General features: G+C 65.6%; 20 protein-coding genes, 1 rRNA gene and 1 other RNA gene. 3 read left to right on the top strand and 19 right to left on the bottom strand.

Annotation, left to right across the window (positions count from 1 at the left end; genetic code table 11):
* Positions 1–61 precede the first annotated feature (61 nt).
* The 14 genes from ftsA to rnpB all read right to left on the bottom strand — a co-directional run bounded on the left by ftsA (position 62) and on the right by rnpB (position 16,570).
* The gene (gene ftsA / locus HV798_RS25865) at positions 62–1,288 is read right to left on the bottom strand and encodes a cell division protein FtsA (RefSeq protein WP_006217473.1); all 1,227 of its coding nucleotides are present in this window, start codon (positions 1,286–1,288) and stop codon (positions 62–64) included.
* Positions 1,289–1,292: 4 nt separating this feature from the next.
* Entirely contained in the window at positions 1,293–2,117 is an 825-nt protein-coding gene (locus tag HV798_RS25860; protein ID WP_175190688.1) for a cell division protein FtsQ/DivIB, read from the bottom strand.
* A gap of 12 nt (positions 2,118–2,129) precedes the next feature.
* Entirely contained in the window at positions 2,130–3,080 is a 951-nt protein-coding gene (locus HV798_RS25855; RefSeq protein WP_175190687.1) for a D-alanine--D-alanine ligase, read from the bottom strand.
* Positions 3,077–4,483, bottom strand: coding sequence for a UDP-N-acetylmuramate--L-alanine ligase (gene murC / locus HV798_RS25850; protein WP_025136629.1), 1,407 nt, complete (start codon positions 4,481–4,483; stop codon positions 3,077–3,079). The genes HV798_RS25855 and murC overlap by 4 nt, the downstream gene beginning before the upstream one ends.
* The gene (murG, locus tag HV798_RS25845; protein ID WP_175190686.1) at positions 4,480–5,559 is read right to left on the bottom strand and encodes an undecaprenyldiphospho-muramoylpentapeptide beta-N-acetylglucosaminyltransferase; all 1,080 of its coding nucleotides are present in this window, start codon (positions 5,557–5,559) and stop codon (positions 4,480–4,482) included. The genes murC and murG overlap by 4 nt, the downstream gene beginning before the upstream one ends.
* Positions 5,556–6,749: a putative lipid II flippase FtsW gene (ftsW, locus tag HV798_RS25840; protein ID WP_175190685.1), complete on the bottom strand. Its 1,194-nt coding sequence runs from the start codon at positions 6,747–6,749 to the stop codon at positions 5,556–5,558. The genes murG and ftsW overlap by 4 nt, the downstream gene beginning before the upstream one ends.
* A complete protein-coding gene (murD, locus tag HV798_RS25835; RefSeq protein WP_175216588.1) occupies positions 6,746–8,278 on the bottom strand; it encodes a UDP-N-acetylmuramoyl-L-alanine--D-glutamate ligase in 1,533 nt (510 codons plus the stop codon). Before murD ends, ftsW begins: the two co-directional genes overlap by 4 nt.
* Positions 8,275–9,444, bottom strand: a complete 1,170-nt coding sequence (mraY, locus tag HV798_RS25830) for a phospho-N-acetylmuramoyl-pentapeptide-transferase (RefSeq protein ID WP_025136625.1) — start codon at positions 9,442–9,444, stop codon at positions 8,275–8,277. The genes murD and mraY overlap by 4 nt, the downstream gene beginning before the upstream one ends.
* Positions 9,434–12,298 carry a bifunctional UDP-N-acetylmuramoyl-L-alanyl-D-glutamate--2,6-diaminopimelate ligase MurE/UDP-N-acetylmuramoyl-tripeptide--D-alanyl-D-alanine ligase MurF gene (gene murF, locus HV798_RS25825; RefSeq protein ID WP_175190683.1) on the bottom strand — a complete coding sequence of 955 codons (2,865 nt, stop codon included), beginning with the start codon at positions 12,296–12,298 and terminating at the stop codon, positions 9,434–9,436. The genes mraY and murF overlap by 11 nt, the downstream gene beginning before the upstream one ends.
* A complete protein-coding gene (locus tag HV798_RS25820) occupies positions 12,295–14,022 on the bottom strand; it encodes a peptidoglycan D,D-transpeptidase FtsI family protein (RefSeq protein WP_175190682.1) in 1,728 nt (575 codons plus the stop codon). Before HV798_RS25820 ends, murF begins: the two co-directional genes overlap by 4 nt.
* Positions 14,019–14,309, bottom strand: a complete 291-nt coding sequence (gene ftsL, locus HV798_RS25815) for a cell division protein FtsL (protein ID WP_025136622.1) — start codon at positions 14,307–14,309, stop codon at positions 14,019–14,021. The genes HV798_RS25820 and ftsL overlap by 4 nt, the downstream gene beginning before the upstream one ends.
* The gene (gene rsmH, locus HV798_RS25810; RefSeq protein WP_175190681.1) at positions 14,309–15,406 is read right to left on the bottom strand and encodes a 16S rRNA (cytosine(1402)-N(4))-methyltransferase RsmH; all 1,098 of its coding nucleotides are present in this window, start codon (positions 15,404–15,406) and stop codon (positions 14,309–14,311) included. Before rsmH ends, ftsL begins: the two co-directional genes overlap by 1 nt.
* Positions 15,407–15,413: 7 nt before the next feature.
* On the bottom strand, positions 15,414–15,842 hold the full coding sequence (gene mraZ / locus HV798_RS25805) for a division/cell wall cluster transcriptional repressor MraZ (RefSeq protein WP_025136620.1): 429 nt from the start codon (positions 15,840–15,842) through the stop codon (positions 15,414–15,416).
* A 322-nt stretch (positions 15,843–16,164) separates the two neighbouring features.
* Positions 16,165–16,570, bottom strand: an RNA gene (rnpB, locus tag HV798_RS25800) — RNase P RNA component class A.
* A 117-nt stretch (positions 16,571–16,687) separates the two neighbouring features.
* On the opposite strand from rnpB, the gene HV798_RS25795 reads away from it, so the two are divergent.
* Positions 16,688–18,511, top strand: coding sequence for an ATP-binding cassette domain-containing protein (locus tag HV798_RS25795; RefSeq protein WP_175190680.1), 1,824 nt, complete (start codon positions 16,688–16,690; stop codon positions 18,509–18,511).
* A gap of 67 nt (positions 18,512–18,578) precedes the next feature.
* On the opposite strand, the gene pyrC is transcribed toward HV798_RS25795, so the two are convergent.
* Together pyrC and HV798_RS25785 are read right to left on the bottom strand one after the other, a co-directional pair.
* Positions 18,579–19,643: a dihydroorotase gene (gene pyrC / locus HV798_RS25790; protein WP_425486171.1), complete on the bottom strand. Its 1,065-nt coding sequence runs from the start codon at positions 19,641–19,643 to the stop codon at positions 18,579–18,581.
* A gap of 10 nt (positions 19,644–19,653) precedes the next feature.
* Positions 19,654–20,847: a M20 aminoacylase family protein gene (locus tag HV798_RS25785; protein ID WP_025136617.1), complete on the bottom strand. Its 1,194-nt coding sequence runs from the start codon at positions 20,845–20,847 to the stop codon at positions 19,654–19,656.
* A 147-nt stretch (positions 20,848–20,994) separates the two neighbouring features.
* Between HV798_RS25785 and HV798_RS25780 the strand changes: the two genes are divergently transcribed.
* Positions 20,995–21,273 carry an SWIB/MDM2 domain-containing protein gene (locus HV798_RS25780; protein ID WP_006217453.1) on the top strand — a complete coding sequence of 93 codons (279 nt, stop codon included), beginning with the start codon at positions 20,995–20,997 and terminating at the stop codon, positions 21,271–21,273.
* A 167-nt stretch (positions 21,274–21,440) separates the two neighbouring features.
* On the opposite strand, the gene gcvA is transcribed toward HV798_RS25780, so the two are convergent.
* The gene (gcvA, locus tag HV798_RS25775; RefSeq protein WP_175190679.1) at positions 21,441–22,361 is read right to left on the bottom strand and encodes a transcriptional regulator GcvA; all 921 of its coding nucleotides are present in this window, start codon (positions 22,359–22,361) and stop codon (positions 21,441–21,443) included.
* A 149-nt stretch (positions 22,362–22,510) separates the two neighbouring features.
* Between gcvA and HV798_RS25770 the strand changes: the two genes are divergently transcribed.
* Positions 22,511–23,101 carry a LysE family translocator gene (locus tag HV798_RS25770; protein ID WP_246289163.1) on the top strand — a complete coding sequence of 197 codons (591 nt, stop codon included), beginning with the start codon at positions 22,511–22,513 and terminating at the stop codon, positions 23,099–23,101.
* A gap of 50 nt (positions 23,102–23,151) precedes the next feature.
* On the opposite strand, the gene HV798_RS25765 is transcribed toward HV798_RS25770, so the two are convergent.
* Together HV798_RS25765 and rrf are read right to left on the bottom strand one after the other, a co-directional pair.
* On the bottom strand, positions 23,152–23,517 hold the full coding sequence (locus tag HV798_RS25765) for a DUF4870 family protein (RefSeq protein WP_025136614.1): 366 nt from the start codon (positions 23,515–23,517) through the stop codon (positions 23,152–23,154).
* Positions 23,518–23,848: 331 nt separating this feature from the next.
* A 5S ribosomal RNA gene (rrf, locus tag HV798_RS25760) occupies positions 23,849–23,961 on the bottom strand.
* Positions 23,962–23,968 lie beyond the last annotated feature (7 nt).

Genomic DNA, 23,968 nt, shown 5'->3' with positions numbered 1-23,968 from the left:
CTGGCCCGACCCGCGATGCTGCTGCGGATCACGCCAAGGAGCAGGCCCCAACCTGCCCCCCTCAATTCATAAACCATTCCTTCATGCGCGCCAGCAGGCTCTTGAAATTGCCCGTCTGCGCGGCGACCTTGCGGCCGCGCACACGCTGCATGCGCGCTTCCTGCAGCAAGCCCATCACGGTCGAGAAGCGCGGATTGCGCATCACGTCGGCCAGGCTGCCTTCGTATTCGGGTACCGCCACGCGCACCGGCTTGAGGAACACGTCCTCGGCCAGTTCGATCATGCCGGGCAACTGCGCCGAGCCGCCGGTCAGCACCACGCCGGACGCCAGCAGGTCTTCGTAGCCGGAGTCACGCACCACCTGCTGCACCAGCGTGAACAGTTCTTCCACGCGCGGCTCGATGACGGCGCCCAGCGCCTGGCGCTTGACCTGGCGCGGACCGCGGTCGCCCAGGCCCGGCACTTCCACGGACTCGTCCGGGCTGGCCAGCACCTGCTTGGCCACGCCGTAGCGCAGCTTGATTTCCTCGGCATCGGGCGTCGGCGTGCGCAGCATGGCCGCGATGTCGTTGGTGATCTGGTCGCCGGCGATCGGCAGCACCGCGGTGTGGCGAATGGCGCCGCCGGTGAAGATGGCGACGTCGGTCGTGCCGCCGCCGATGTCCACCAGCACGACGCCCAGTTCTTTTTCATCGGCAGTCAGCACGGCCAGGCTGGAGGCCAGCGGCTGCAGGATCAGGTCCTGTACTTCCAGGCCGCAGCGGCGCACGCACTTGACGATGTTCTGCGCGGCGCTGACCGCGCCGGTCACGATGTGCACGCGCACTTCCAGGCGCAGGCCGCTCATGCCGATGGGCTCGCGGATGTCTTCCTGGCCGTCGACGATGAATTCCTGCGTCAGCACGTGCAGCACTTGCTGGTCGGTCGGGATGTTCACGGCCTTGGCGGTTTCGATGACGCGAGCGACATCGGTGGCGGTGACTTCCTTGTCCTTGACGGCGACCATGCCGCTGGAGTTGAAGCTGCGGATATGGCTGCCGGCGATGCCGGTGTAGACGTCGCGGATCTTGCAATCTGCCATCAGCTCGGCTTCTTCAAGCGCACGCTGGATGGAGTTAACGGTGGTCTCGATATTGACGACCACGCCCTTGCGCATGCCGCGCGATTCGTGCTGGCCCAGGCCAAGCACTTCGAATCGGCCTTCAGGCAAGATTTCAGCCACCACAGCCACCACCTTGCTGGTGCCGATATCGAGGGCGACGATAAGGTCCTTGATGTCACGGGTCATGGCGTTAGCGTTTCTTGGGAGGTTTCGGTGTGGATTTGGATTTGGTTTCCGACGCGGGCAACGGGGCCAGCGCCAGGGCGAAACCATTGGGATAGCGCAGGTCGGCCTGCGTGATGGTGCGCCCTTCCAGGCGCCCCGCCACGGCCGGCCAGGCCTGCACAAAGCGTTGAATGCGAGCCGCGAACGGCAACGCGCCGGGCAGGCCATGCGGGTCCGGCGCATCGGCGCCCGGATCGCGGCCCAGGTCCAGCAACATGCCGTTGGACAGCACCACGCGCCAGGCATAGCGCGGGCTCAGCTCCAACTGCTTGACGTGCATGTCCAGCGGTGCAAACCAGCGCGCCAATTCGGCGTAGCGCTGCACCACCAGCGATTCGGTGCCCTCGGGCCCGGAGAACTGCGGCAATACCGTTTCGTCGTCCACCTCGCCCGTATTGGCTGTGAACGCTTCGCCCCAGGTGTTGATCATCTGGTTTTCGTTCCACAGCGCCAGTGGCTGCTGCTCTTCGATGCGCACGCGCAGCACATTGGGCCAGATGCGACGCACGGTGGCATGCCGCACCCAGGGCACCGATTCGAAGATCTCGCGCGCGTCGTCCAGGTCCACCGTGAAGAAGTTGCCCTTGAACCGCCCCGCGATCGCCGCACGCACGGCGCCCGGCGACACATAGTGCAGCTCGGTATCCGGCGTGGATTCCAGTTCGATGGCCGACAGCGTGAAGTACGGGCGTTGCGCTACCCACACCACGCCCGCGATCAGCATGGCGCAGACCGCCAGCACGGCTAGCGTGTTGGCAATCAGGTTGGTAGTGCGAGCGTCGTTCCACACAGAGTATCCAGGTCAAGCGTTGCGGGCGATGCTGTGCACTTTGCACGAAGCGTCGGCCAGGATCGCCACGCACAGGTCGGCATAGCTCATCCCCGTGGCGCGGGCGGCCATGGGAACCAGCGAATGGCTCGTCATGCCGGGCGAAGTATTCATTTCAAGCAGCCAGGGGCGGTTGTCGGCGTCCAGGATGAAGTCGGCACGACCCCAGCCTTCGCAGCCCAGCGCGCGGTAGGCGCGCACGGCGATGTCGGACACTTCTTCGGCCACCGCCGGCGGCAGCGTGGCCGGGCAGAAGTACTGCGTGTCGTCCGAGAAGTACTTGTGCTCGTAGTCGTAGTTGCCACCGGGCGCGGCGATCTCGATGACCGGCAGCGCGCGCGCGGTCTTGCCGCCGCCCAGCACCGCCACGGTCAGTTCGCGGCCCTGGATGAATTGCTCGGCCAGCACCTCGGCGTCGAACTTGGCGGCCAGGGCATAGGCTTCCTTCATGTCGGAATAGCCCACTACCTTGGTGATGCCCACGGTCGAGCCTTCATGCGGCGGCTTGATGATCAGCGGCAGGCTCAGGCGGTCAGGCACCAGGCGCAGTTCGGTGTCGGCGTCCAGCAATTCGAATTGCGGCGTCGGCAGGCCCTGCTGCAGCCAGACGCGCTTGGTCATGGTCTTGTCCATGGCCAGTGCCGAGGCCAGCGGGCCGCTGCCGGTATAGGGAATGCCCAGCAGTTCCAGGGCGCCCTGGATCGAACCGTCTTCGCCGTAGCGGCCGTGCAGTGCGATGAACACGCGGTCAAAACCCTGGCTGGCCAGCTCGGCCAGGCTGCGCTCGCCGGTGTCGAACAGGTGCGCGTCGACACCCGCGCTGAGCAGCGCCTGGTGCACGCCGGCCCCGGACATCAGGGACACCTCGCGTTCGGCGGAACGACCGCCGTACAACACGCCTACCTTGCCGAATTTCGCGGTCATGCCAGTTCTCCAACTTGGGCGGGGACCTTGCTGATCGAACCCGCTCCCATAACAATCACCACGTCGCCGTCGCGCACGAAATCCACCACGGCCTGCGGCAGCTCGGCGACGTCTTCGACGAAAACCGGTTCGACCTTGCCGGCCACGCGCAGGGCGCGCGACAAGGCGCGGCCATCGGCGGCCACCAGGGGCGGCTCGCCCGCGGAATAGACCTCGGTCAGCAGCACGGCGTCGGCCGTGCCCAGCACACGCACGAAATCTTCAAAGCAATCACGCGTCCGCGTGTAGCGGTGCGGCTGGAAAGCCAGCACGATGCGGCGGTCAGGCCAGGCGCCACGGGCGGCTGCCAGCGTGGCGGCCATCTCGACCGGGTGGTGGCCGTAGTCGTCGATCACCGTGAAGGTGCCGCCGCCATGCGAGGCGGGCACCGGGAATTCGCCGGTCTGCGTGAACCGCCGGCCCACGCCCTTGAACGAGGCCAGCGCGTCGCAGATGGCTTCGTCGGACACGCCCAGCTCGGTCGCCACGGCGATTGCCGCCAGCGCATTGCGCACGTTGTGCAGGCCCGGCAGGTTCAACACCACCTGCAACGGCGGCAGCAGAGTGTCGCGATGGCTGCGCTGCACGTTGAAACGCATGCGCGTGCCTTCCGGCTGCACTTCGTAGCCACGCACCATGGCTTCTTCGTTCAGGCCATACGAGGTAATGGGGCGCGACACGAACGGCATGATCTCGCGCACGTTGGCGTCGTCGGTGCACAGCACGGCGCTGCCGTAGAACGGCAGGCGCTGCGTGAACTCGATGAACGCGCTCTTCAGGCGCGCCACGTCATGGCCGTAGGTGTCCATGTGGTCCGCGTCGATGTTGGTCACGATGGCCATCACCGGCAGCAGGTTCAGGAACGAGGCGTCGGATTCGTCGGCTTCGACCACGATGTAGTCGCCCTGCCCCAGGCGCGCGTTGGCGCCCGCGGAATTCAGGCGGCCGCCGATCACGAAGGTCGGGTCCAGGTCGCCCGCAGCCAGGATGCTGGCCACCAGGCTGGTCGTGGTGGTCTTGCCGTGCGTGCCGGCCACCGCAATGCCGCGTTTCAGGCGCATCAGTTCGGCCAGCATGATGGCGCGCGGCACCACCGGGATGCGCGCGGCGCGTGCCGCGATGACCTCGGGGTTGTCGCCCGCCACCGCCGTGGACGTGACGATCGCGCCCGCGCCTGTGACATTGCTGGCGACGTGGCCGATGGCGATGTTCACGCCCAGGCCCGCCAGGCGGCGCGTCACGGCTGACTCGTTCAGGTCGGAACCGCTGATGGTGTAGCCCAGGTTGAGCAGCACCTCGGCAATGCCGCTCATGCCCGAGCCGCCGATGCCTACGAAATGGATATGTTGAATTCTGTGTTTCATGTTGAACGCCCCGCTGCTTGTTCACAGACGTCGGCGATATGGGCTGCCGCTTCGGGGTGCGCATGCGCGCGGGCCCGTTCGGCAACAGCCTGCAGTTCTTGACGGGAGCGCTGGTCCAGCCAGTCCGCCAGCCACTCGGGGCTCAAGGCGTTCTGCGGCTGCAGCCAGGCGGCCTGCGCGTCGCTCAGGAAGCGCGCGTTGGCGGTTTGGTGGTCATCGATGGCATGGGGGAACGGCACGAACAGCGCCGCCACGCCCGCCGCGGCCACTTCGGACACCGTCATGGCGCCCGCGCGGCAGATCAGCAGGTCGGCGTCGCCCATGGCGCCGGCCATGTCGTCGATGAAGGCGCGGCAGTCGGCCGCCACGCCCGCCTGGGCGTAGGCCTGCTGCAGCGCCGGCAGATGTTGTTCGCCGGCCTGGTGAACCACCACGGGACGACGGTCTTGCGGCAGGCGCGCCAGCGCCTGGGGTACGGCGGTATTCAATGCCTGGGCGCCCAGGCTGCCACCGACCACCAGCACCCGCAGCGCGCCGCTGCGGCCGCTGTAGCGCTGGGCCGGGTCGGGCAAAGCGCACAGGTCGGCGCGTACCGGATTACCCATCGCTTCGCCCTTGGGCAGCACGCCGGGGAATCCGCTGAGCACGCGGCGGGCCATGCGGGCCAGCCACTTGTTGGCGGTGCCGGCCACGGCGTTCTGTTCGTGCACCACCAGCGGCGTGCCGCGCAGCGCCGCGATGACACCACCAGGGAAAGCGACGTAGCCGCCCATGCCCAGCACCACATCGGGACGCACTGCAGACAGCCGCCCCCAGGCCTGCGCAAACGCACGCACCAGCAGGAACGGCAGCTTGAGCAGCGCCGCGGCACCCTTGCCGCGCACACCGGCAAAGCGCAGCGGCACGAGTTCGATCCCGCGCGGGGGCACCAGCTTGCCTTCCATCTTGTCGGGATTGCCCAGCCACAGCACGCGCCAGCCGCGCTGGCGCAGCACGTCGGCCACGGCCAGGCCGGGCATGATGTGGCCGCCGGTGCCGCCGGCCATGATCAGGATGGTGCGAGGCGTGGCGCTCATGTCCGCCCCCCGCGCATCATGATGCGGTTTTCGACGTCCACCCGGATCAGCATGGCCAGGGCGCACAGGTTCATCACCACGCCCGAACCGCCGTAGCTCATCAGCGGCAGGGTCAGGCCCTTGGTGGGCAGCAGCCCCAGGCACACGCCCATGTTGATGAAGGCCTGCACGCCGAACCACATCGCCACGCCATGCGCCACCAGACCCGCGAAGGTGCGTTCCATGGCGATGGCCTGGCGGCCGATGTCAAAGCCGCGGTAGACGATGATGGCGAACAGCGTGATCACCAGCATCACGCCGGCAAAGCCGAGTTCCTCGCCCACCACCGCCATCAGGAAGTCGGTGTGCGCTTCGGGCAGGTAATGCAGTTTTTCGACGCTGGCGCCCAGGCCCACGCCCAGCCATTCGCCGCGGCCCAACGCGATCAGCGAATGCGACAGCTGATAGGCGCTGCCGTAGGCGTTGTCTTCGTTCCAGGGATCCAGGTAGGCGAACAGGCGCGCACGACGCCACGGCGACAGCCAGATCAGCATCAGGAAGGTGCTGACCAGCACCGCCAGCAGGCTGCTGAAGTACTTGCCGTTGATACCGCCCAGGAACAGGATGCCGATGGCAATCGCCACGATCACCATGAAGGCGCCCAGGTCAGGTTCGAGCAGCAGCAGCATGCCCACGCCGGCCAGCGCGAACGCCATCGGCAGAAAGCCGCGGGCAAAGGCTTGCATGTGTTCTTGCTTGCGCACGGTGTAGTCGGCGGCGTACAGCAGGGCGGCCAGCTTCATCAGTTCGGACGGCTGGAAATTCAGCGGACCCAGGGGAATCCAGCGGTGCGCGCCGTTGACCTCGCGGCCGATGCCGGGCACCAGCACGGCCACCAGCAGCACCATCGCCACCACGAACAGCGGCACGGCCAGCCGTTGCCACACGCGGATGGGAATGGCCAGCACGACCGCGGCGGCCAGCAGGCCGGCGCTGATGAACAGGCCGTGGCGGATCACGAAGTAATAGCGGCCATACGAGGCATAGCGCGGTCCGTCGGCCAGCGCGATCGATGCCGAATACACCATCAGCAAGCCGAGCAGCAACAACGTCGACGCCGCGATGACCAGCGGCAGATCGAAGTTGCGCATGCGGGTACGGCCGGGCCGTACGGCGTTGACGCTGGCGGTGAGATCGGCGATCAGGCTCATGCCACCTCTCCACGGTCGCGGGCCAGGTCTTCGACCTCTTCCACGAACACCTGCCCGCGGTGCGGGTAGTTGCGGAACATGTCCATGCTGGCGCAGGCGGGCGACAGCAGCACCGCGTCGCCGGCTTGCGCCAGGTCGGCGGCGCGACGCACGGCCTCGTGCAGGGATGCGGCCTGGATGCAGTCGACGCCGGTTTCAGCCAGCACGCGGCCGATTTCAGGACCGTCCTGACCGATGAGCACGACGGCGCGCGCGTGGCGCGAGACAACCGGGATCAGGGGCGAGAAATCCTGCCCCTTGCCCAGGCCGCCAGCGATCAGCACCACAGGCTGGCCCAGGCCTTCCAGCGCGGCCACGGTGGCGCCCACGTTGGTGCCCTTGCTGTCGTTGATGTAGTCGACGCCGCCGATATTGCGCACGAACGCAGCGCGATGCGGTTCGCCCGCGTAGTCGCGCAGGGCGCGCAGCATGGCGCCCCAGCCCAGGTCCAGGCAGCGCGCCAGCTGCAGCGCGGCCAGGGCATTCAAGGCGTTGTGGATGCCGCGGATGCGCAAGGCATCCACCGGCATCAGGCGGCTCATGCGGCCTTTGGCGCGCACGGGTTCCGGCGCGTCTTTCTTGCGGCGCACGGGTGCGACGGGCTCGTCGAAATCGACCGGCTCGGCGGCAACCAGCCAGGCCACACCCTGGCCCAATTCCAGGCCCATGTCGCCCACGCGCTCGGGCACGTCACGGCCAAAGCTGCGCACGTTCAATGCGTCCAGCGTCGGCACCATGGCGACCGTGTACGGATCTTCACGATTGACGATGGCCACGCGCGCCATCTTCAACAGGCGCGCCTTGGCCTGCGCATAGGCGTCCATGCCGCCATGCCAGTCCAGGTGGTCTTGCGTCACGTTCAGCACGACGGCCGCGTCGGCCATCAGCGTGTGCGTGGTTTCCAGCTGGAAGCTGGAGAACTCCAGCACCCACACCTGCGGCAGTTCGTCGGCGTCCAGCGCCCCGATCAATGCGGTCAGCGCGGCCGGGCTGATATTGCCGGCAGCCAGCACCGACAGGCCGCTGGCCTGCACCAGGTCGCGCGTCAGTGCGGTCACGGTGGTCTTGCCGTTGGTGCCGGTCACGGCCAGCACGCGGGGACGGTATTCACGGCTTTCGGCCAACTCGGCCAACGCGCGTGCGAACAGTTCCATTTCACCGATGACTTCGATGCCGCGGGCCTTGGCCTCGCGCAGCAGGTCTTCGGCCGGCGCGCCGGTGGGCGCCAGGCCCGGGCTGATCACGACCTGGTTCACGTCGTCCAGCAGAGCGACGTCGAACGCGGTGTCGCAACCCAGCCGGTATTCGACCTCGGCCTGCGCCAGCGCGTCGCGCAGCGCCGGCAACCCGCCCGGCTCCGCGCGCGTGTCGGCCACGCGCAGGCGGGCGCCCTGTCGGGCGCACCAGCGAGCGGCGGCGACACCCGACTCGCCCAATCCGAGGATCAGGACGAGCGGCGCGTCAGCGCGAGAGGTTTCCATCGTGTTCATCGCAACTTCAGGGTAGAGAGGCCAATCAGCACCAGCATCATGCTGATGATCCAGAAACGCACGACCACCTGGGTTTCTTTCCAGCCGCCCACTTCAAAGTGATGATGCAGCGGCGCCATGCGGAATATGCGTCGACCTGTTCCATAACGTCGCTTCGTGTACTTGAACCAGGTCACCTGGATCATCACCGACAGGGTCTCGACCACGAACACGCCGCCCATGATGAACAGCACGATTTCCTGGCGCACGATGACCGCGATGGTGCCCAGCGCGCCGCCCAAAGCCAGTGCGCCGACGTCGCCCATGAAGACCTGCGCCGGATACGCGTTGAACCACAAAAATGCCAGTCCCGCGCCGCCGATTGCCGCGCACAGCACCATCAGTTCGGACGCCCCCGGGATATACGGGAACAGCAGGTACTTCGAATAGTCGACGCGGCCGACGACGTAGGCGAAGATGCCCAGCGCGCTGCCCACCATGACGGTAGGCATGATCGCCAGGCCATCCAGGCCGTCGGTCAGATTGACGGCATTGCTGGTGCCCACGATCACGGCCCAGGTCAGCGCCACGAAACCCAGCACGCCCAGCGGATAGCTGACGGTCTTGAAGAACGGCACGATCAGGTCGGCGCGCGTCGGCAGCGCCATCGTGAAGCCGCTGCCCACCCAGGCCTTGAAGAGCGGCCACAGTTCGGTATTGGCCGGCGCCGATACGGCAAACGCCAGGTAGACCGCGGCCACAAGGCCGATGGTGGCTTGCCAGAAGAACTTCTGGCGCGCCGGCATGCCTTCCGGATCGCGGTAGACCACCTTGCGGTAATCGTCCATCCAGCCGATCCAGCCAAAGCCGAAGGTCACCAGCAGCACCACCCACACGAAGCGGTTGGTCCAGTCGGCCCACAGCAGCGTGCTGATGGCGATGGAAATCAGGATCAGCACGCCGCCCATGGTGGGGGTGCCGGTCTTGACCAGATGGGTTTCGGGGCCGTACGAACGCACGGCCTGACCGATCTTCATTTCGGTCAGCTTGCGGATCACGCGCGGACCGGCCACCAGGCCGATCAGCAAGGCGGTGGCACATGCCAGCACCGCACGCAGCGTGATGTACTCGAACACGCCCAAGGCGCGCACATCATCGGAAAGCAGACGGGCGATCTCAAGCAGCATGGTGGTCTCCCTGCCCCTTGGACACTTGCCCGTCAGTCGAAGTAAAAGCCGTCACTACCCGCTCCATGCGCATAAAGCGCGATCCCTTAATCAATACGCAGGACGCGCGCAGGCCGCGCAACGCGGCAACGACTTCGTCTACCGATGCGCAGGCGTGCGCGCCCGAACCGTAAGCGGCGGCTGCCGCCCGGCTGGCTTCGCCTAGCGTGATGAGCGCGTCGAGCCCATGCTCGCGCGCGTAATTGCCCACCTCGACATGCATGGCGGGGCCGTTGTCCCCGACCTCGCCCATGTCGCCCAAGACCAGGACGCGGGTGCCGCCGATGCGCGCCAGCACGTCGATGGCCACGCGAACCGAATCGGGGTTGGCATTGTAGGTATCATCAATGAGCAACGTTCCGTCACTCAATTTCTTGTACTGCATGCGCCCCGCCACCGGGCTGAAACCCGCCAGCGCGCGCACGGCGACATCCAGCGGCGCCCCCGCGGCGATGGCGCTGGCGATGGCCGCCAGGGCATTGCGCAGGTTGTGCAGGCCGGGCACCGGCAGCGTCAGGTCGGCGGCGCCCATCGGCGTCACCACGCGGCAGCGCGTCGAATCGACGTCTGCCAGGATCTGCTCCGCGTAGACGTCCAGGCCGGGCTGCAGGCCGAAACGCAGCACGCGGCGCGGCGCGGCCAGCTTGTCCCAGATGGCCGCATAGGGCTCGTCGCCGGGGTACACGGCCACGCCGTCGTCGGGCAAGGCCGCGATGGCCGCGCCATTTTCGTGGGCCACCGCTTCCACGGTGTGCATGAATTCCTGGTGCTCGCGCTGGGCGTTGGTGACCAACGCCACGCTGGGCGCGGCAATGGCCGCCAGCTGCGCGATCTCGCCCGGATGGTTCATGCCCAGTTCGAACACCGCCGCACGATGCTCGGGCCGCAGGCGCAACAGCGTCAGCGGCACGCCGATATCGTTGTTCAGATTGCCCGCGGTGGCCAGACGGGCCGCTTCGCCCTTCCAGCCCGCCAGCATGGCGGAAATCATTTCCTTGGTGGTCGTCTTGCCATTGCTGCCCGTCACCGCCACCACCGGCAGCGTGTATTGGGCGCGCCAGGCAGCGCCGATGCGCATCAGCGCCAGGCGCGTATCGCCCAGCACCAGTTGCGGCAGGCTCGAATCCGGCACGGCATGCGCCACCACGGCGGCGCAGGCGCCACGTTCGGCGGCCTGGTCCAGGTAGTTATGGGCGTCGAAGTTATCGCCGACCAGCGCCACGAACAATTCGCCGGCGCCGATGCGGCGCGTGTCCGTGGACACGCCCTTCACCAGCGGCAACAGCAGCGCCAGTCGGGCCCACTCGCGGTCGTCGAAGGGCAGCTTTTCGCCACCGATGTCCTGGTAGGTCTCGTGGCCCTTGCCGGCCAGCAGCACGACGTCTTCGGGCGAACTGGCCCAGATGGTCTGCATGATGGCGCGGGCGCGGTCGACCTGGACATCGGCGCCTGCCGACGCCGGAATACCGGCCAGGATCTGGGCCACGATGGCCTCGGGCGATTCAGTACGGGGGTTGTCGCTCGACACCACCACATGGTCGGCCAGCTCGGCGGCAATGCGGCCCATTTCGGGACGCTTGCCCGGATCGCGTTCGCCGCCGCAGCCAAACAGGCAGATGAGACGGCCGGCCCGCGCCTGCGCCACCGGGCGCAGTGCGGCCAGCGCACGAGCCAGCGCGTCGGGCGTGTGGGCGTAGTCCACCACCACCAGCGCGCCGCGCCCGGCATTGGCCTGGGTGCTCGAGACAACGGGTTCCACGGTCTGCAGGCGGCCATCGACCGGATCGGTCGCGGCCAGCTCGCGCGCGATCTGCGCGAACGGCAGGCCCAGCTTGTACAGCACGCCGGCCACCAGCAACAGGTTGGACACGTTGTGCGCGCCCAGGAGGCGCGTCACGATCTGTGCCTCGCCATGCGGCGACACCAGCGTGAAGATCTGGCCTTGGGCGGTCGCCTGCAGATCACGCGCGCGCATCGCGGCGGGAATCGCGGCGTCCGCGCTCAGGCTGTACCCCATGACCGACACGTCGGACGGCAGCGACGCGATCAGGCGGCGTCCAGCTTCGTCGTCCGCGTTCACCACGGCGGCATTCAGGCCCGGCCAGCGGAACAGGCGCGCCTTGGCGGCCTCGTAGCGTTCCATCGTGCCGTGGTAATCCAGATGATCGCGGGTCAGGTTGGTGTACGCGGCCAAGGCCACGCGCACGCCGTCCATGCGGCCCTGTTCGATGCCGATGGAAGAGGCTTCCATGGCCACCGCCTTGGCGCCGGCATCGCGCATCGCGGCCAGCAGGCGGTGCACGGTCAGCACATCGGGGGTCGTCAGGCTGCCGCCCAGCGTGCGGCCGTCAGGCAGCACGGCGCCCAGCGTACCGATGGTGCCGCAAGGCTTGTCATTGCGGCCCAGTGCGTGGGCAATCCATTGCACCGACGAGGTCTTGCCATTGGTGCCGGTCACGGCCACCACGGCCAGCGCCGACGAAGGACGGCCGTACCAGGTGTCGCCCAGCTCGCCCAGCAGGGCGCGCAGGCCGGTCACCGGCAGCATCGGCGTATCGCCGGCAGCGCCAGCGGCTTCGATGGTCTCGGTGGCGGGCGCCTCGAACAACACCGCGCTGGCGCCCAGCGCCAACGCCTTCTCTATATAGAGGCGGCCATCGCTGGACAGGCCGGGGCAGGCGACGAAGACGTCGCCCGGCTCGATCTCGCGCGAGTCCAGTTTCAGGTGCGCGGTCAACGACACGCGCGAATGCAACCACGCCACGGCTTGTTCGACCGTGGCGGCGGGGGATGAGAGGAAGCCTTTGGCGCTCATCTGCCTGGCTCCTTGCTACCGGCAACAATAGTGGATTCGAAGGGCGCGTCCGGCCTCACGCCCATCAACCGCAGACTCCCGCCGACAATATGGGAGAACACGGGTGCGGCAATCGCGCCGCCGTAATAACCGCCGACCGTGGGCTCGTCGATGGACACGGCCACGACGATCTTCGGATCGGACACAGGCGCAAAACCCACGTACGAGCTGCGATAACGCTGCATGCTGTACTTGCCGTCGACGATCTTGCGCGCGGTGCCGCTCTTGCCGGCCACACGGTAGCCCTGCACCTGGGCGGCCTTGGTGCCGTCGGGGCCGGCGGCGGCTTCCAGCATGCCGCGCACCAGCGCGGTGGTCTTGGGCGTATAGATCTTGACGCTGGTGGGATCGCTGTCGCGCTTGACCAGGGTCAGCGAAACCATGTCGCCGTTGCGGGCGAACACGGTGTAGGCGCGCGCCACCTGCAGCAGCGACACCGACAGGCCGTAGCCATAGGCCATCGTGGCCTTTTCGATCAGGCGCCAGCGGTCCCAGGGACGCAGGCGGCCGGGCGCGGCGCCGGGGAATCCCACTTGGGGCGCCTGCCCCAGGCCCAACTCGGTGAAGCGGTCCCACATCTCGCGGGACTCCAGCTTCTCGGAGATCATCGTCATGCCGATGTTGCTGGACTTGCGCAGCACGCCGGCCACATCCAGCGTGCCGTTGCGGCTCACATCGCTGATCGTGCTGCCCTGGTAGGTAAAGCGGCCGTTGCCGGTTTCGAACAGGGTGGTCGTGCTGATGCGGCCCAGATCCAGTGCCAGTGCGGCGGTGAAGGGCTTCATGATCGAGCCGGGCTCGAACGTGTCGGTAATGGCCTGGTTGCGCAGGTTGGCGCCGTGGAAGGTCTCGCGCTTGTTCGGGTCGAATGTCGGCACGTTGGCCAGCGCCAGGATTTCGCCCGTATGCACATCGACGACCACGGCGGTTGCACCCTTGGCCTGGTGCTTGTCCATGGCGTCCTTCAATTCCTTGAACACCAGGTACTGCAAACGGGTATCGATGGACAGGCGCAGGTCGCGGCCATCCACGGGCAGGGTCACGGCCTGCACGTCTTCAATGACGCGGCCCAGGCGGTCCTTGATGACGCGACGGCTGCCGGGGCGGCCCGACAGCTGCTGGTTGAAGGTCAGTTCGACCCCTTCCTGGCCCTGGTCTTCGACGCTGTTGAACCCGACCACGTGCGCCATCACGTCGCCGTCCGGATAGTAGCGGCGGGTCTCCGGCTGCTGGTGCACGCCGGGCAGGCCCAGCTGCTTGATCTTGTCGGCCACGTCCATCGAGACCTGGCGCTTGAGATAGACGAAGTTCTTGTCTTCCTCGACCCGGCGACGCAGGTCGGCGATCGGGGACTCAAGCAGCTTGGCCAGGGAGTCCAACTGAGAAGGCGTGGCCTGCTTCAGGTCTTCGGGGATCGCCCAAATAGCGCGCGCCGGCACGCTCGACGCCAGCACGGCGCCATTGCGGTCCATGATCTTGCCCCGCGTGGCGGCCAGCGTCAGCGTGCGCTCGTAACGGCGCTCGCCTTGCTGTTGCAGGAATTCGGTGGACAGGCCTTGCAGAAACAGGGCGCGACCGGCCAGCACGGTAAAACCGCCGAACAGCAGGATCAGCACCAGGCGGGCGCGCCAGGTGGGCAACTGCCCGCGCAGCACCGGATTGTCGAAGAACGGAACGCGCTTCACTGGGCACCTCCGTTGGCCGGCACCGGGGCCTGGTTCAGGTACAGCGTGCGGTCCGGAACGATGGGAATCATCTTCAGGTTGTCGCGCGCAATCACGTCGACCCGCGCATTGCGCGCAAGTTCGGCACGTTCCAGCTGCAGGCGCCGCCAGTTGGTTTCCAGGTCGCGTGCCTGCGCCTGATCGCGACCCAGCTCAACAAAGAGCTGGCGCGACTGATACCGGCTGGTGACCAGGGAAATGGCCGACAGCATCAGTAAAGCCGCAACGATCAGGTTGACGCGACCCATCAGCGGCGCCCCCCTTTGCCACCGCGGCGCGGCGGCGGAGCCAGGTCGCTGCCGGGCAGCGAGCCAATCTTGACGAAGGCGGCGCCGCCCTCGGCGGGCAGCGCAGTTTCAGTGCGCTCGGCGACACGCAGCACCGCCGAGCGGGCGCGCGCATTGGCCGAGACTTCGTCGTCTTCGGCCAGCACGCGTCCCAGGGAACGCAATACGGGTTGGGGCATTTCGCTTTCGCGCAGCGGCAGGCGCGCATGCGCGGCAGCCGGACGAGCCGCCGCCGCGATGCACTGCTTGACCATGCGGTCTTCAAGCGAATGAAAGCTGATCACCGCCAACCTCCCCCCTGGGGCGAGCAGATCTAAAGCTGACGCGAGGGTGCGCGCGAGCTCTTCGAGTTCCCGATTGATGTAAATCCGTAGAGCTTGAAAGGTGCGTGTGGCCGGATGCTGCCCCTTTTCGCGCGTGCGGACGGCGCTGGCGACGCACTCGGCAAGTTCGAGCGTGGTGCGCAGCGGCCTTGTTGCGCGGCGAGCAGCAATCGCCTTTGCAACCTGAAAAGCAAACCGTTCTTCGCCATAATCCGCTATGACCTCCCGCATCTCATCCACACTGGCTTGCGCCAGCCAATCCGCCACCGTGGGTCCACGAGTGGTGTCCATCCGCATGTCGAGCGGGCCGTCTCGCATGAACGAGAAACCGCGCTCGGCATCGTCGATCTGAGGCGACGACACGCCCAGATCCAGCATCACGCCATCGACCTTGTCGATGCCGAGTTGCCCTAATTCTTCGGCCATGGTGGCAAAGCCGCCATGCACCACCGTCACCCGGGAATCCGCCGCCGCCAACGCATTGGCGACCGCAATGGCCTCGGGGTCCTTGTCGAACACCACCAGCCGCGCTCCCGCCCCCAGGCGACTGAGCAATTCCCGGCTGTGGCCGCCGCGTCCGAACGTACCGTCTACAAAGACGCCACGTTCCGCCCGCGTAGCCGCGGCCGGCTCGTCCTGGATGTGCGACCGGGTCGCGCCCTTGCCGCCGAAATCGGCCAGCAACAGCGCGTCCACCGTCGGCTCCAGCAGGACGGGCCGATGTTCGAATTCCATAACTTTTTCAGAACGAAAACTGATTCAACACATCCGGCATACCCTTGGCCAGGTCTTCAGCCTCTCGGCTTGCCAGGGTAGCGGCATCCCACAGCTCGAAATGAGCGCCCAGACCGAGCAGCATCACATCGCGCGTCATACCGGAAGCGTTGCGCAGTTCAGGCGCGATCAGGACGCGGCCAGAGCCGTCCAGTTCCACGTCCTGAGCGTTGCCCAGCAACAGCCGCTGCAACGCGCGAGCCGTCATGGGAAAGGCGGCAATCTGCTCGCGCTTCTTTTCCCACTCGGGCCGCGGGTACACCAGCAGGCAGCCGTCTGGATGGCGAGTCAGGGTCAGGCGGCCTTCGGCCTGCGACACCAGCGCGTCACGATGCCGGGTCGGAATCGAGATCCGTCCCTTGGCATCCAGCGTGAGCGCGCTGCTTCCCTGAAACACCACTTTTACCCCACTTAATTGCACAATTTCCTACTATTTCCCACTCTACGGTATGGCAATGGGGCGGTCAAGCGCGCGGTTGCAATTTTTTCAATCACAACAAGGACTTAGAGCAACTTGTAAATGCGCAAAAAGAAAAACCTCCTAATAAATCAGGAGGTTGCGTCACTAACTAAAAGTGCTTCTTAAGAAGTGGCGGCTAACGATGCCTTTGCATTGTTTTACCTGGCCCGCTGGCCGAAGACTGGCGGGCGTTCCGCGCTGGCTGCCGCACCATGGGCTTTGAAAAAAAGCCGCCGGCGCCGCACGGAAGAGAAATTCAATGCAAGACGGGTCTATAGGCCGGATTCTGTACGCCAGGTTTCCCTGGCGGGCAATCATTCCTCTGCGCGGATCATTGCTGAGCCGCTGTAGCCACCTACCCGCATGCTTGAACGGAGCCGCCCTTCGCGGCCCGAAAGCCGCACGCATGCCTATTTGATGTTGCTCCGGGTAGAGGTTGCCGCGTTTCACCCTGCGATGCCGCCGATCGTTGCCGACCGGCGCAATACGGAGATGGCCGTATCAGTGCGCGACTGGCGCGCCCGCCCCGCAGACTCGTCTCTGTGGTCCTATTCCTCGTCCGCGCCCGAAGACGCAGCCGGACGGCCGTTAGCCGTTACCCTGCCCTATGGAGTCCGGACCTTCCTCGATGGATTCGCATCCACCGCGATCGCCCGACCCGCCTTGCGGTGCGTATTCTAGTACAGGTTGCGAGCCTGTCCCCCAGAGGGCCCAAACGACCCGGCAGGGTTCCTGCGACAATAGCGCTTGATCCGCCTAGACGCAGCAGACACTACCACTACATGGCCCTCGCAACTCTCATCACCCTGACCGACATCCAGCTGGCCTATGGCCACCACCCGCTGCTGGACCACGCCGACTTCGCCATCCAGGCCGGCGAGCGCATCGGCCTCATCGGCCGCAACGGCGCCGGCAAGTCCTCGCTGCTCCGCCTGCTCGATGGCCGCACCCTGCCCGACGACGGCGATATCGCCCGCACGTCGGGCCTGCGCGTGGCCACGGTCGAACAGGAACCCGAGCTCGACGAGAACGCCACCGTCTTTGACGTCGTCTGCAACCTGGGCGACGACCACGAAGACTGGCAGCGCCCGTCGCGCGTGCGCTCGGTGCTCGAAAAGCTGGGCCTGCCCGCGGACGCGCAGATTGCCGGCCTGTCCGGCGGCACCCGCAAGCGCGTCGCGCTGGCCCGCGCCCTGGTCGACGAACCCGACCTGCTGCTGCTGGACGAACCCACCAACCACCTCGACTTCGAAGGCATCGCCTGGCTGGAAGAGATGCTGCGCACCTGGAAGGGCGCCGCGGTCATCATCACCCACGATCGCCGCTTCCTGGATTCGGTGGCCACCCGCATCGTCGAACTCGATCGCGGACGCCTGCTCAGCTTCCCCGGCAATTTCTCGCAATGGCAGGAGCGCAAGGCGCAGTGGCTCGAATCCGAACGCCTGGAGCAGGCGCGCTTCGACAAGCTGCTGGCCCAGGAAGAAGTCTGGATTCGCAAGGGCGTGGAAGCGCGCCGCACCCGCAACGAAGGCCGCGTGCGCCGGCTGGAGAAGCTGCGCGTCGAACGCGCCGAGCGCCGCGAACGCGTCGGCGACGTATCGCTGGCGCTGGCCGAGGGCCAACGCTCGGGCAAGATGGTGGCCGAGCTGGAACACGTCAGCAAGCGCTTTGGCGACAAGATCGTGGTGGACGACTACTCCACCACGCTGCTGCGCGGCGACCGCATCGGCATCGTCGGGCCCAATGGCGCCGGCAAGACCACGCTGCTCAAGCTCATCCTCGGTGAAATGCAGCCCGACAGCGGCAAGACCCGCCTGGGCACCAACGTCTCGGTCGCCTATTTCGACCAGATGCGCGCCCAACTGGATGAAAACGCCACCCTGGTCGACATCATCAGCCCGGGCAGCGAATGGGTGGAAATCGGCGGCACGCGCAAGCACGTCATGAGCTACCTGGGCGACTTCCTGTTCTCGCCCGCCCGCGCCGGCTCACCGGTACGCAGCCTGTCCGGCGGCGAGCGCGCCCGCCTGCTGCTGGCGCGCCTGTTTGCCCGCCCGGCCAACGTCCTGGTACTGGACGAACCCACCAACGACCTGGACATCGAAACGCTCGAACTGCTGGAAGAACTGCTGCAGGAATATTCCGGCACCGTCCTGCTGGTCAGCCACGATCGCGCCTTTTTGAACAACGTCGTCACGCAGACCATCGCCTATGAAGGCCACGGCCGCTGGCGCGACTACGTGGGCGGCTATGACGAATGGGTCGCCCAGCGCCCGGCATCGCCGAACGGCGAAGACGCCGAAAAGGCGATCAAGGCTGCCGACGAGGCGGCGGCGCGCGCCAAGGCCGCCAAGCCCAAGCCGGCCAAGACCGCCAAGATGAACTCGTGGGAACTGCGCGAACTGGAAGGCCTGCCCGAGGCCATCGCCGCACTGGAAGCCAAGCAGGCCGAACTGGCCGGCAAGCTGGCCGACGGCAGCCTGTATCGCGATGCCCCGGCCGAAGTCGAGCGCATCAACGGCGAACTGTCCAAGCTCGAAAGCGAGCTCGAAGAAAAGTTCGCCCGCTGGGAGCTGCTCGAGGCGCGCCGCGAAGGCGCCCTGTAAAGACAACGCCACTATCTATATATATAGATAGTGGCATGTCATGAATGGGCGGCAAGGCCGCCCGCGGTCAGACTGCTGCGCGCCAGGCCAGGGTTTCACCCGCGGCCAGCGGCACCAGCGCCGTATTGCCGAACGGCACCTCATCCGGAATCTGGAAGCTTTCGCGTACCAGCGTCAGCGTGCCCGTATTGCGCGGCAGGCCATAGAAGTCCGGACCATGGAAGCTGGCAAAGCCTTCCAGCTTGTCCAGCTTGCCGACGGCATCGAACGCCGTGGCGTACAGCTCCATGGCGTGCAGCGCCGTGTAGCAACCGGCACAGCCGCAGGCGTGTTCCTTCAGGCCGCGCGCATGCGGCGCGCTGTCCGTGCCCAGGAAGAATCGCGGGCTGCCGCTGGTCGCGGCTTCCACCAATGCCAGGCGGTGCGTTTCACGCTTGAGAATCGGCAGGCAGTACCAGTGCGGCCGAACGCCGCCCTGGAAAATGGCGTTGCGGTTGTACAGCATGTGCTGCGGCGTGATCGTGGCCGCGATCGGACCTTCGGCATCGCGCACGTACTCGGCGCCTTCCTTGGTCGTGATGTGCTCGAACACCACCTTCAGCGCCGGGAAGGCGCGGCGCAGCGGCTTCATGACGCGTTCCACGAAGATTGCCTCGCGGTCGAACACGTCGATCGACGGATCGGTCACTTCGCCATGCACCAGCAGCGGCATGCCGCATTTTTCCAGCGCTTCCAGCGCCTTGGCGCACTTGCCCAGCAGGTCGGTCACGCCGGCATCGGAATTGGTGGTCGCACCCGCCGGGTACAGCTTCACGGCGTAGACCTGGCCGGACTCGTGCGCACGGAAAATCTCTTCGGCCGACGTGTTATCGGTCAGGTACAGCGTCATCAGCGGCGTGAACGCGTCGGCGTTGCCGCCCGCCTTGGTCAGCGCAGCCAGGATGCGGCCACGGTAGGCCAGCGCCTGCTCGGTGGTGGTCACCGGCGGCTTCAGGTTCGGCATGATGATGGCGCGGGCGAATTGCCGGGCGGTATCCGCCACCACGGCTTCCAGCGCCGTGCCGTCGCGCAGGTGCAGGTGCCAGTCGTCGGGGCGGGTGATGATCAGTTGCTGGGGGTTTTGCGTAGACATGGGAAGCTTCTTAATCTGCCAGCGGCATGCCCCGTTCGGCCAGCGCGCAGAACATCGCGCTGCCCAGGGGAATGACGGCATCGTTGAAATCAAAATGCGAGTTGTGCAGCACGCAGCCGGAATCGGCCCCGCCCTGCCCCAGCCGGAAATACGCGCCGGGCTTGCTCTGCAACATGAAGGAAAAATCTTCCGAACCCATCGACGGTACCAGGTCACGCACGACGTTCTCCTTGCCGATCATCTCGGTAGCGATGTCGGCGACAAGATTGGCGTGCTGCGGCGTGTTCAGGGTTGCGGGATAGATACGTTCATAGATCAGTTCAGCCGTGCCGCCGAACGCACCGGCGATGGCAGTGACCAATTCGCGCATGCGCGTCTCGACCATTTCCTGCACCGACTTGCGGAACGTGCGCACCGTGCCCACCAGCTTGGCTTCGCGCGGGATCACGCTCATCGCGCCGGGGTGCCCAGCCTGCATCGATCCGATCGAGACTACCGCGGAATCCAGCGGATTGACGTTACGCGACACGATGGTCTGCAACGCCGTGATGATCTGACCGGCGATGGTCACGGGGTCGATCGTCTGGTAAGGATGCGCGCCGTGGCCGCCGCGACCGGTGATCTGGATCTCGAAGCGATCTGCGGCCGCCATCATCGGCCCGGGATTGATGCCGATGGTGCCAGGCTTCAGGCCTGGCCAATTATGCAACGCGTAAATCGCATCACACGGAAACGTATCGAATAACCCATCTTCTAGCATGGCTTTCGCGCCACCGCGCCCTTCTTCGGCCGGCTGGAAGATCAGCACCGCCGTACCGTCGAAATTGCGCGTCTGGGCCAGGTACTTGGCCGCCCCGATCAGCACCGCCGTATGGCCATCATGGCCGCAACCGTGCATCAGGCCGGGCTTGGTGGACTTGTGGCCGAAGTCGTTGTCTTCGGTCATGGGCAAGGCATCCATGTCGGCACGCAGGCCGATCATCCGGCCGCTGTCGCAGCGCTTGCCGCGAATGACACCCACCACACCGGTCTTGCCGATGCCTCGATGCACCTCGATTCCCAGCGCCTCCAGCGCGCCCGCGACGATCCCGGAGGTACGGACTTCTTCGAAGCCCAATTCTGGATGAGCATGCAAATCGCGCCGCAGCGCCGTCAATTCGTCATGAAACAGCCGAATTGATTCCAAAGGAGAACGTGCGTACATAGGAGGTTACAGAATGACGTGAGGTGGGGGACGGTCGGGACATTTTAGTTGCTACAGAGGATAAATGCCTTTGTCTTTACGGGAGAGACACGTTATGCTCCGGCCGCAGGACAATTTTTCCAACAGCCAGAGAAGGAGCGCCGCATTATGGCCACAACCTCCAAACCCGCGACCGCGCGCAAGCCGAACGCTGCATTCATGAAGCCCCTGACTCCCAGCGCCGAATTGGCTGCTGTGATCGGTTCGGAAGCCGTGCCGCGCACCGAGGTCACCAAGAAGATCTGGGAATACATCAAGAAGCACAACCTGCAAGACGCCAGCAACAAGCGCAACATCAACGCCGATGCCAAGCTGCGCCCGATCTTTGGCAAGGATCAGGTCACGATGTTCGAACTGACCAAGCTGGTCAACGCACATCTGAAGTAAGCAGGCAAAGGGCGTACCTCGTACGTCCCTGCCTCGATACTGTCGCGACGCCCTGGCTTGAACGCCGGGCGGACCCGACTTACGGCGTCTCCCCGCCGATGCAGTTCCGCAGGCTTTCCGCCTTGCGTGGCTTGACCCACACCCGCGTTGGGCACAGCCTCCCCCTCCTAGTTCAGCATAGTGCCCGCCCTCGCTTGACGCGCTGTCTTGCCGGTGTGTTCGTGCGCCGCCTCCAGTAGCCACGCCCTGAATGCCGCGGCTTCAGGCCGCTGTGCCGTCGCATGCGCATAGACCAGCCAATAACTGAAGTCATTGGGTAGCGCCTGGTCAAACAACTGCACAAGGCGCCCAGCCCGCAGATCATCAGCGGCCAACATCAAGCGGCCCAACGCCACGCCCAGGCCATCGGCAGCCGCTTGCAGCACAAGCGCGGCATCACTGAACTGCACGCCTCGATCCAGGTCAAGCGACACACCCGCCAGCTCTGCCCAGTGCCGCCAGGCGGCGCGCGGCTCGTCGTGCAACAGCATGACGCTTGTCAGGCCTGCGGGTTGAGCCAGCACCGATTGCTCTTGCAGCAGAGTCGGGCTGCATACCGGACTCAAATACTCACGTGCGATCAGGTCCGCCTTCAACCCCGGCCAACGCCCCAAGCCAGAGCGTATCCCCAGATCGAATTCATCATCGCCCGACCAAAGCTGCACGGAACTGGAGAACTTGATTTCTATGTCGGGATGACGTGCCCGAAACGTCGGCAAGCGCGGCAGCAACCAACGAGACGCGAAGGACGGCAATGCCGTGATGCGCAGCGGCCCGTCCTTGCGCTCGCGAACCTGTTCGGTTGCCGCAGCCATGCGGTCAAACGCGAGCGATAGCTCATCGAGATAAGCCCGGCCCTTGTGGGTCAGCGCCAACGTATGCCCGCGCCGCAGGAAGAGAGACCTGCCCAGCCATTGCTCCAACTGCCGTACCTGATGGCTGACGGCAGCCTGCGTCACGCACAGCTCGGCAGCGGCCCGCGTGAAACTCAAATGCCGCGCAGCGGATTCGAACGCTCGCATTGCGCTCATCGGAGGCAGACGTCGCATTTTCTCGATTAGCCAGGGTTATCGAAGCCATGAGAATAGATCGTTTTGAGCGCACCAGTAAGACCCGTCTAATGGCCATTCCGTCGGCGCCCACCTGACCTTCGCGCCGGCCTGTACAACAGCAGGGAGCAGTCATGGCAGGTTGGGAAATGTGGGCGGCATTCCTGGGATACGCAGCACCCATGATCATCAGTCCCGGGCCGGGCAACACCTTGTTGGCCACCGCGGGCGGCCGCTATGGCATCGGCGGATCCGTACCATTCTGGATGGGTTTCGAAGCCGCCAATCTGGCCCTTTGTGCGCTATACGGGCTGGGCTTGGGCGGCGCGCTGCACGAGCATCCTCAGATCCACGTCGCCCTGAAATGGGCCGGCGCCACCTATCTGCTCTACCTGGCCTGGTGCTTTTTCCGCGCGTCGGTCAAACCCGCCGATCACGCCGAGCCCGACAGGCGCCTGCGGTTTGCCGACGGCTTCATCTGCGTGATCCTCAACCCGAAAATCCATTCGATGATCGTCGTCATGTTCGCTCAGTTCCTGACGCCGGACGTCAGCCTATCCCTGCAGGTAGGCCAGCTCAGCGCGGCTTTCGCGGTATTGGGGTTGCTCTGCCATTTCCCCTGGATCTATGGCGGCAAGGTCATCCTCGGCCGCTTCAATTCGCCGCGCGCGGTACGCATCCAGGCAGCGATCTTCGGCACCTCGATGTTGCTGGTCGCGCTGTACGTGGTTCTGAGCTGACAATGCAAAAGGCCGGCATGTTGCCGGCCTTTCGTCGAGGACGCCTGCAATCAAGCGTAGGTGGTCGGCGCCGTGCCGTCCAGCAGGGACAGCCAGCCCTTGATCAGGCGGTACAGGCCCCAAACAACCGTGGCGACCACACCAATCCAACCAATATAGATCACCAGAGCCAGGCCGCTGATGGCCAGCCACAGCAAGGCCCACCAGAAGGTGCGCAGCAGCCAGTCGAAATGGGCTGCGTAAACGGTGCCGGCGGCATCCGAACGCTTCAGGTACATCAACACGACGGCGGCCAACGTAGCAATGCCCAGGAAGCCACTGGTCAGAAAGCCCAGGGCAAACAAGCCGTAGGCCACATGGGTCAGCGTGCGCAGGTCTAATGCCGTACCGGGCGCGGGGGTCTGGGTATCACTCACGATTACGCTCCAACAATTGACTCAGTCAATCTTACCGCACAAAGCCATCTGGCCCACGAGCGTTGTTATTTGGGCACATTCAATATTGGCGCGGCTCGCAGCCCCGTTGACGGGCCTTCAAGGCTTCCATTTTCAGGCCAGGCGCCGGCCAATTCACAGCACCTGGCCCTGCGTATTCCATGCTCGATGCCCACGCAAAAGCCCCAGGGCGGCGCAGCCGCCCTGGGGCTTTTTTTGTATTGTTGTGTTTGTGGCGTCGCGACTCAGGCTTTCTGTCGCCACAAAGACAAAACCCCACAGGCGAGAGCCTATGGGGTTTTGCGGAATAAAAGCCTGACGATGACCTACTTTCACAGACGTCCGTCCACTATCATCGGCGCAAAGGCGTTTCACTGTCCTGTTCGGGATGGGAAGGAGTGGTACCACCTTGCTATGGTCGTCAGGCGTAACT

Source organism: Achromobacter deleyi, assembly GCF_902859705.1.
Lineage (GTDB): Bacteria > Pseudomonadota > Gammaproteobacteria > Burkholderiales > Burkholderiaceae_B > Achromobacter > Achromobacter deleyi.
Note: the sequence above shows the minus strand (reverse complement) of the source record. Positions and strands in the feature narration are given on the sequence as shown.

Bases quoted from the DNA above. Each gene is read 5' to 3' on its own strand.
- ftsA (WP_006217473.1), bottom strand. From the start codon at position 1,288: ATGACCCGTGACATCAAGGACCTTATCGTCGCCCTCGATATCGGCACC.
- HV798_RS25855 (WP_175190687.1), bottom strand. From the start codon at position 3,080: ATGACCGCGAAATTCGGCAAGGTAGGCGTGTTGTACGGCGGTCGTTCC.
- murC (WP_025136629.1), bottom strand. From the start codon at position 4,483: ATGAAACACAGAATTCAACATATCCATTTCGTAGGCATCGGCGGCTCG.
- murG (WP_175190686.1), bottom strand. From the start codon at position 5,559: ATGAGCGCCACGCCTCGCACCATCCTGATCATGGCCGGCGGCACCGGC.
- ftsW (WP_175190685.1), bottom strand. From the start codon at position 6,749: ATGAGCCTGATCGCCGATCTCACCGCCAGCGTCAACGCCGTACGGCCC.
- murD (WP_175216588.1), bottom strand. From the start codon at position 8,278: ATGAACACGATGGAAACCTCTCGCGCTGACGCGCCGCTCGTCCTGATC.
- mraY (WP_025136625.1), bottom strand. From the start codon at position 9,444: ATGCTGCTTGAGATCGCCCGTCTGCTTTCCGATGATGTGCGCGCCTTG.
- murF (WP_175190683.1), bottom strand. From the start codon at position 12,298: ATGAGCGCCAAAGGCTTCCTCTCATCCCCCGCCGCCACGGTCGAACAA.
- ftsL (WP_025136622.1), bottom strand. From the start codon at position 14,309: ATGGGTCGCGTCAACCTGATCGTTGCGGCTTTACTGATGCTGTCGGCC.
- rsmH (WP_175190681.1), bottom strand. From the start codon at position 15,406: ATGGAATTCGAACATCGGCCCGTCCTGCTGGAGCCGACGGTGGACGCG.
- HV798_RS25795 (WP_175190680.1), top strand. From the start codon at position 16,688: ATGGCCCTCGCAACTCTCATCACCCTGACCGACATCCAGCTGGCCTAT.
- pyrC (WP_425486171.1), bottom strand. From the start codon at position 19,643: ATGTCTACGCAAAACCCCCAGCAACTGATCATCACCCGCCCCGACGAC.
- HV798_RS25785 (WP_025136617.1), bottom strand. From the start codon at position 20,847: ATGTACGCACGTTCTCCTTTGGAATCAATTCGGCTGTTTCATGACGAA.
- HV798_RS25780 (WP_006217453.1), top strand. From the start codon at position 20,995: ATGGCCACAACCTCCAAACCCGCGACCGCGCGCAAGCCGAACGCTGCA.
- gcvA (WP_175190679.1), bottom strand. From the start codon at position 22,361: ATGCGACGTCTGCCTCCGATGAGCGCAATGCGAGCGTTCGAATCCGCT.
- HV798_RS25770 (WP_246289163.1), top strand. From the start codon at position 22,511: ATGTGGGCGGCATTCCTGGGATACGCAGCACCCATGATCATCAGTCCC.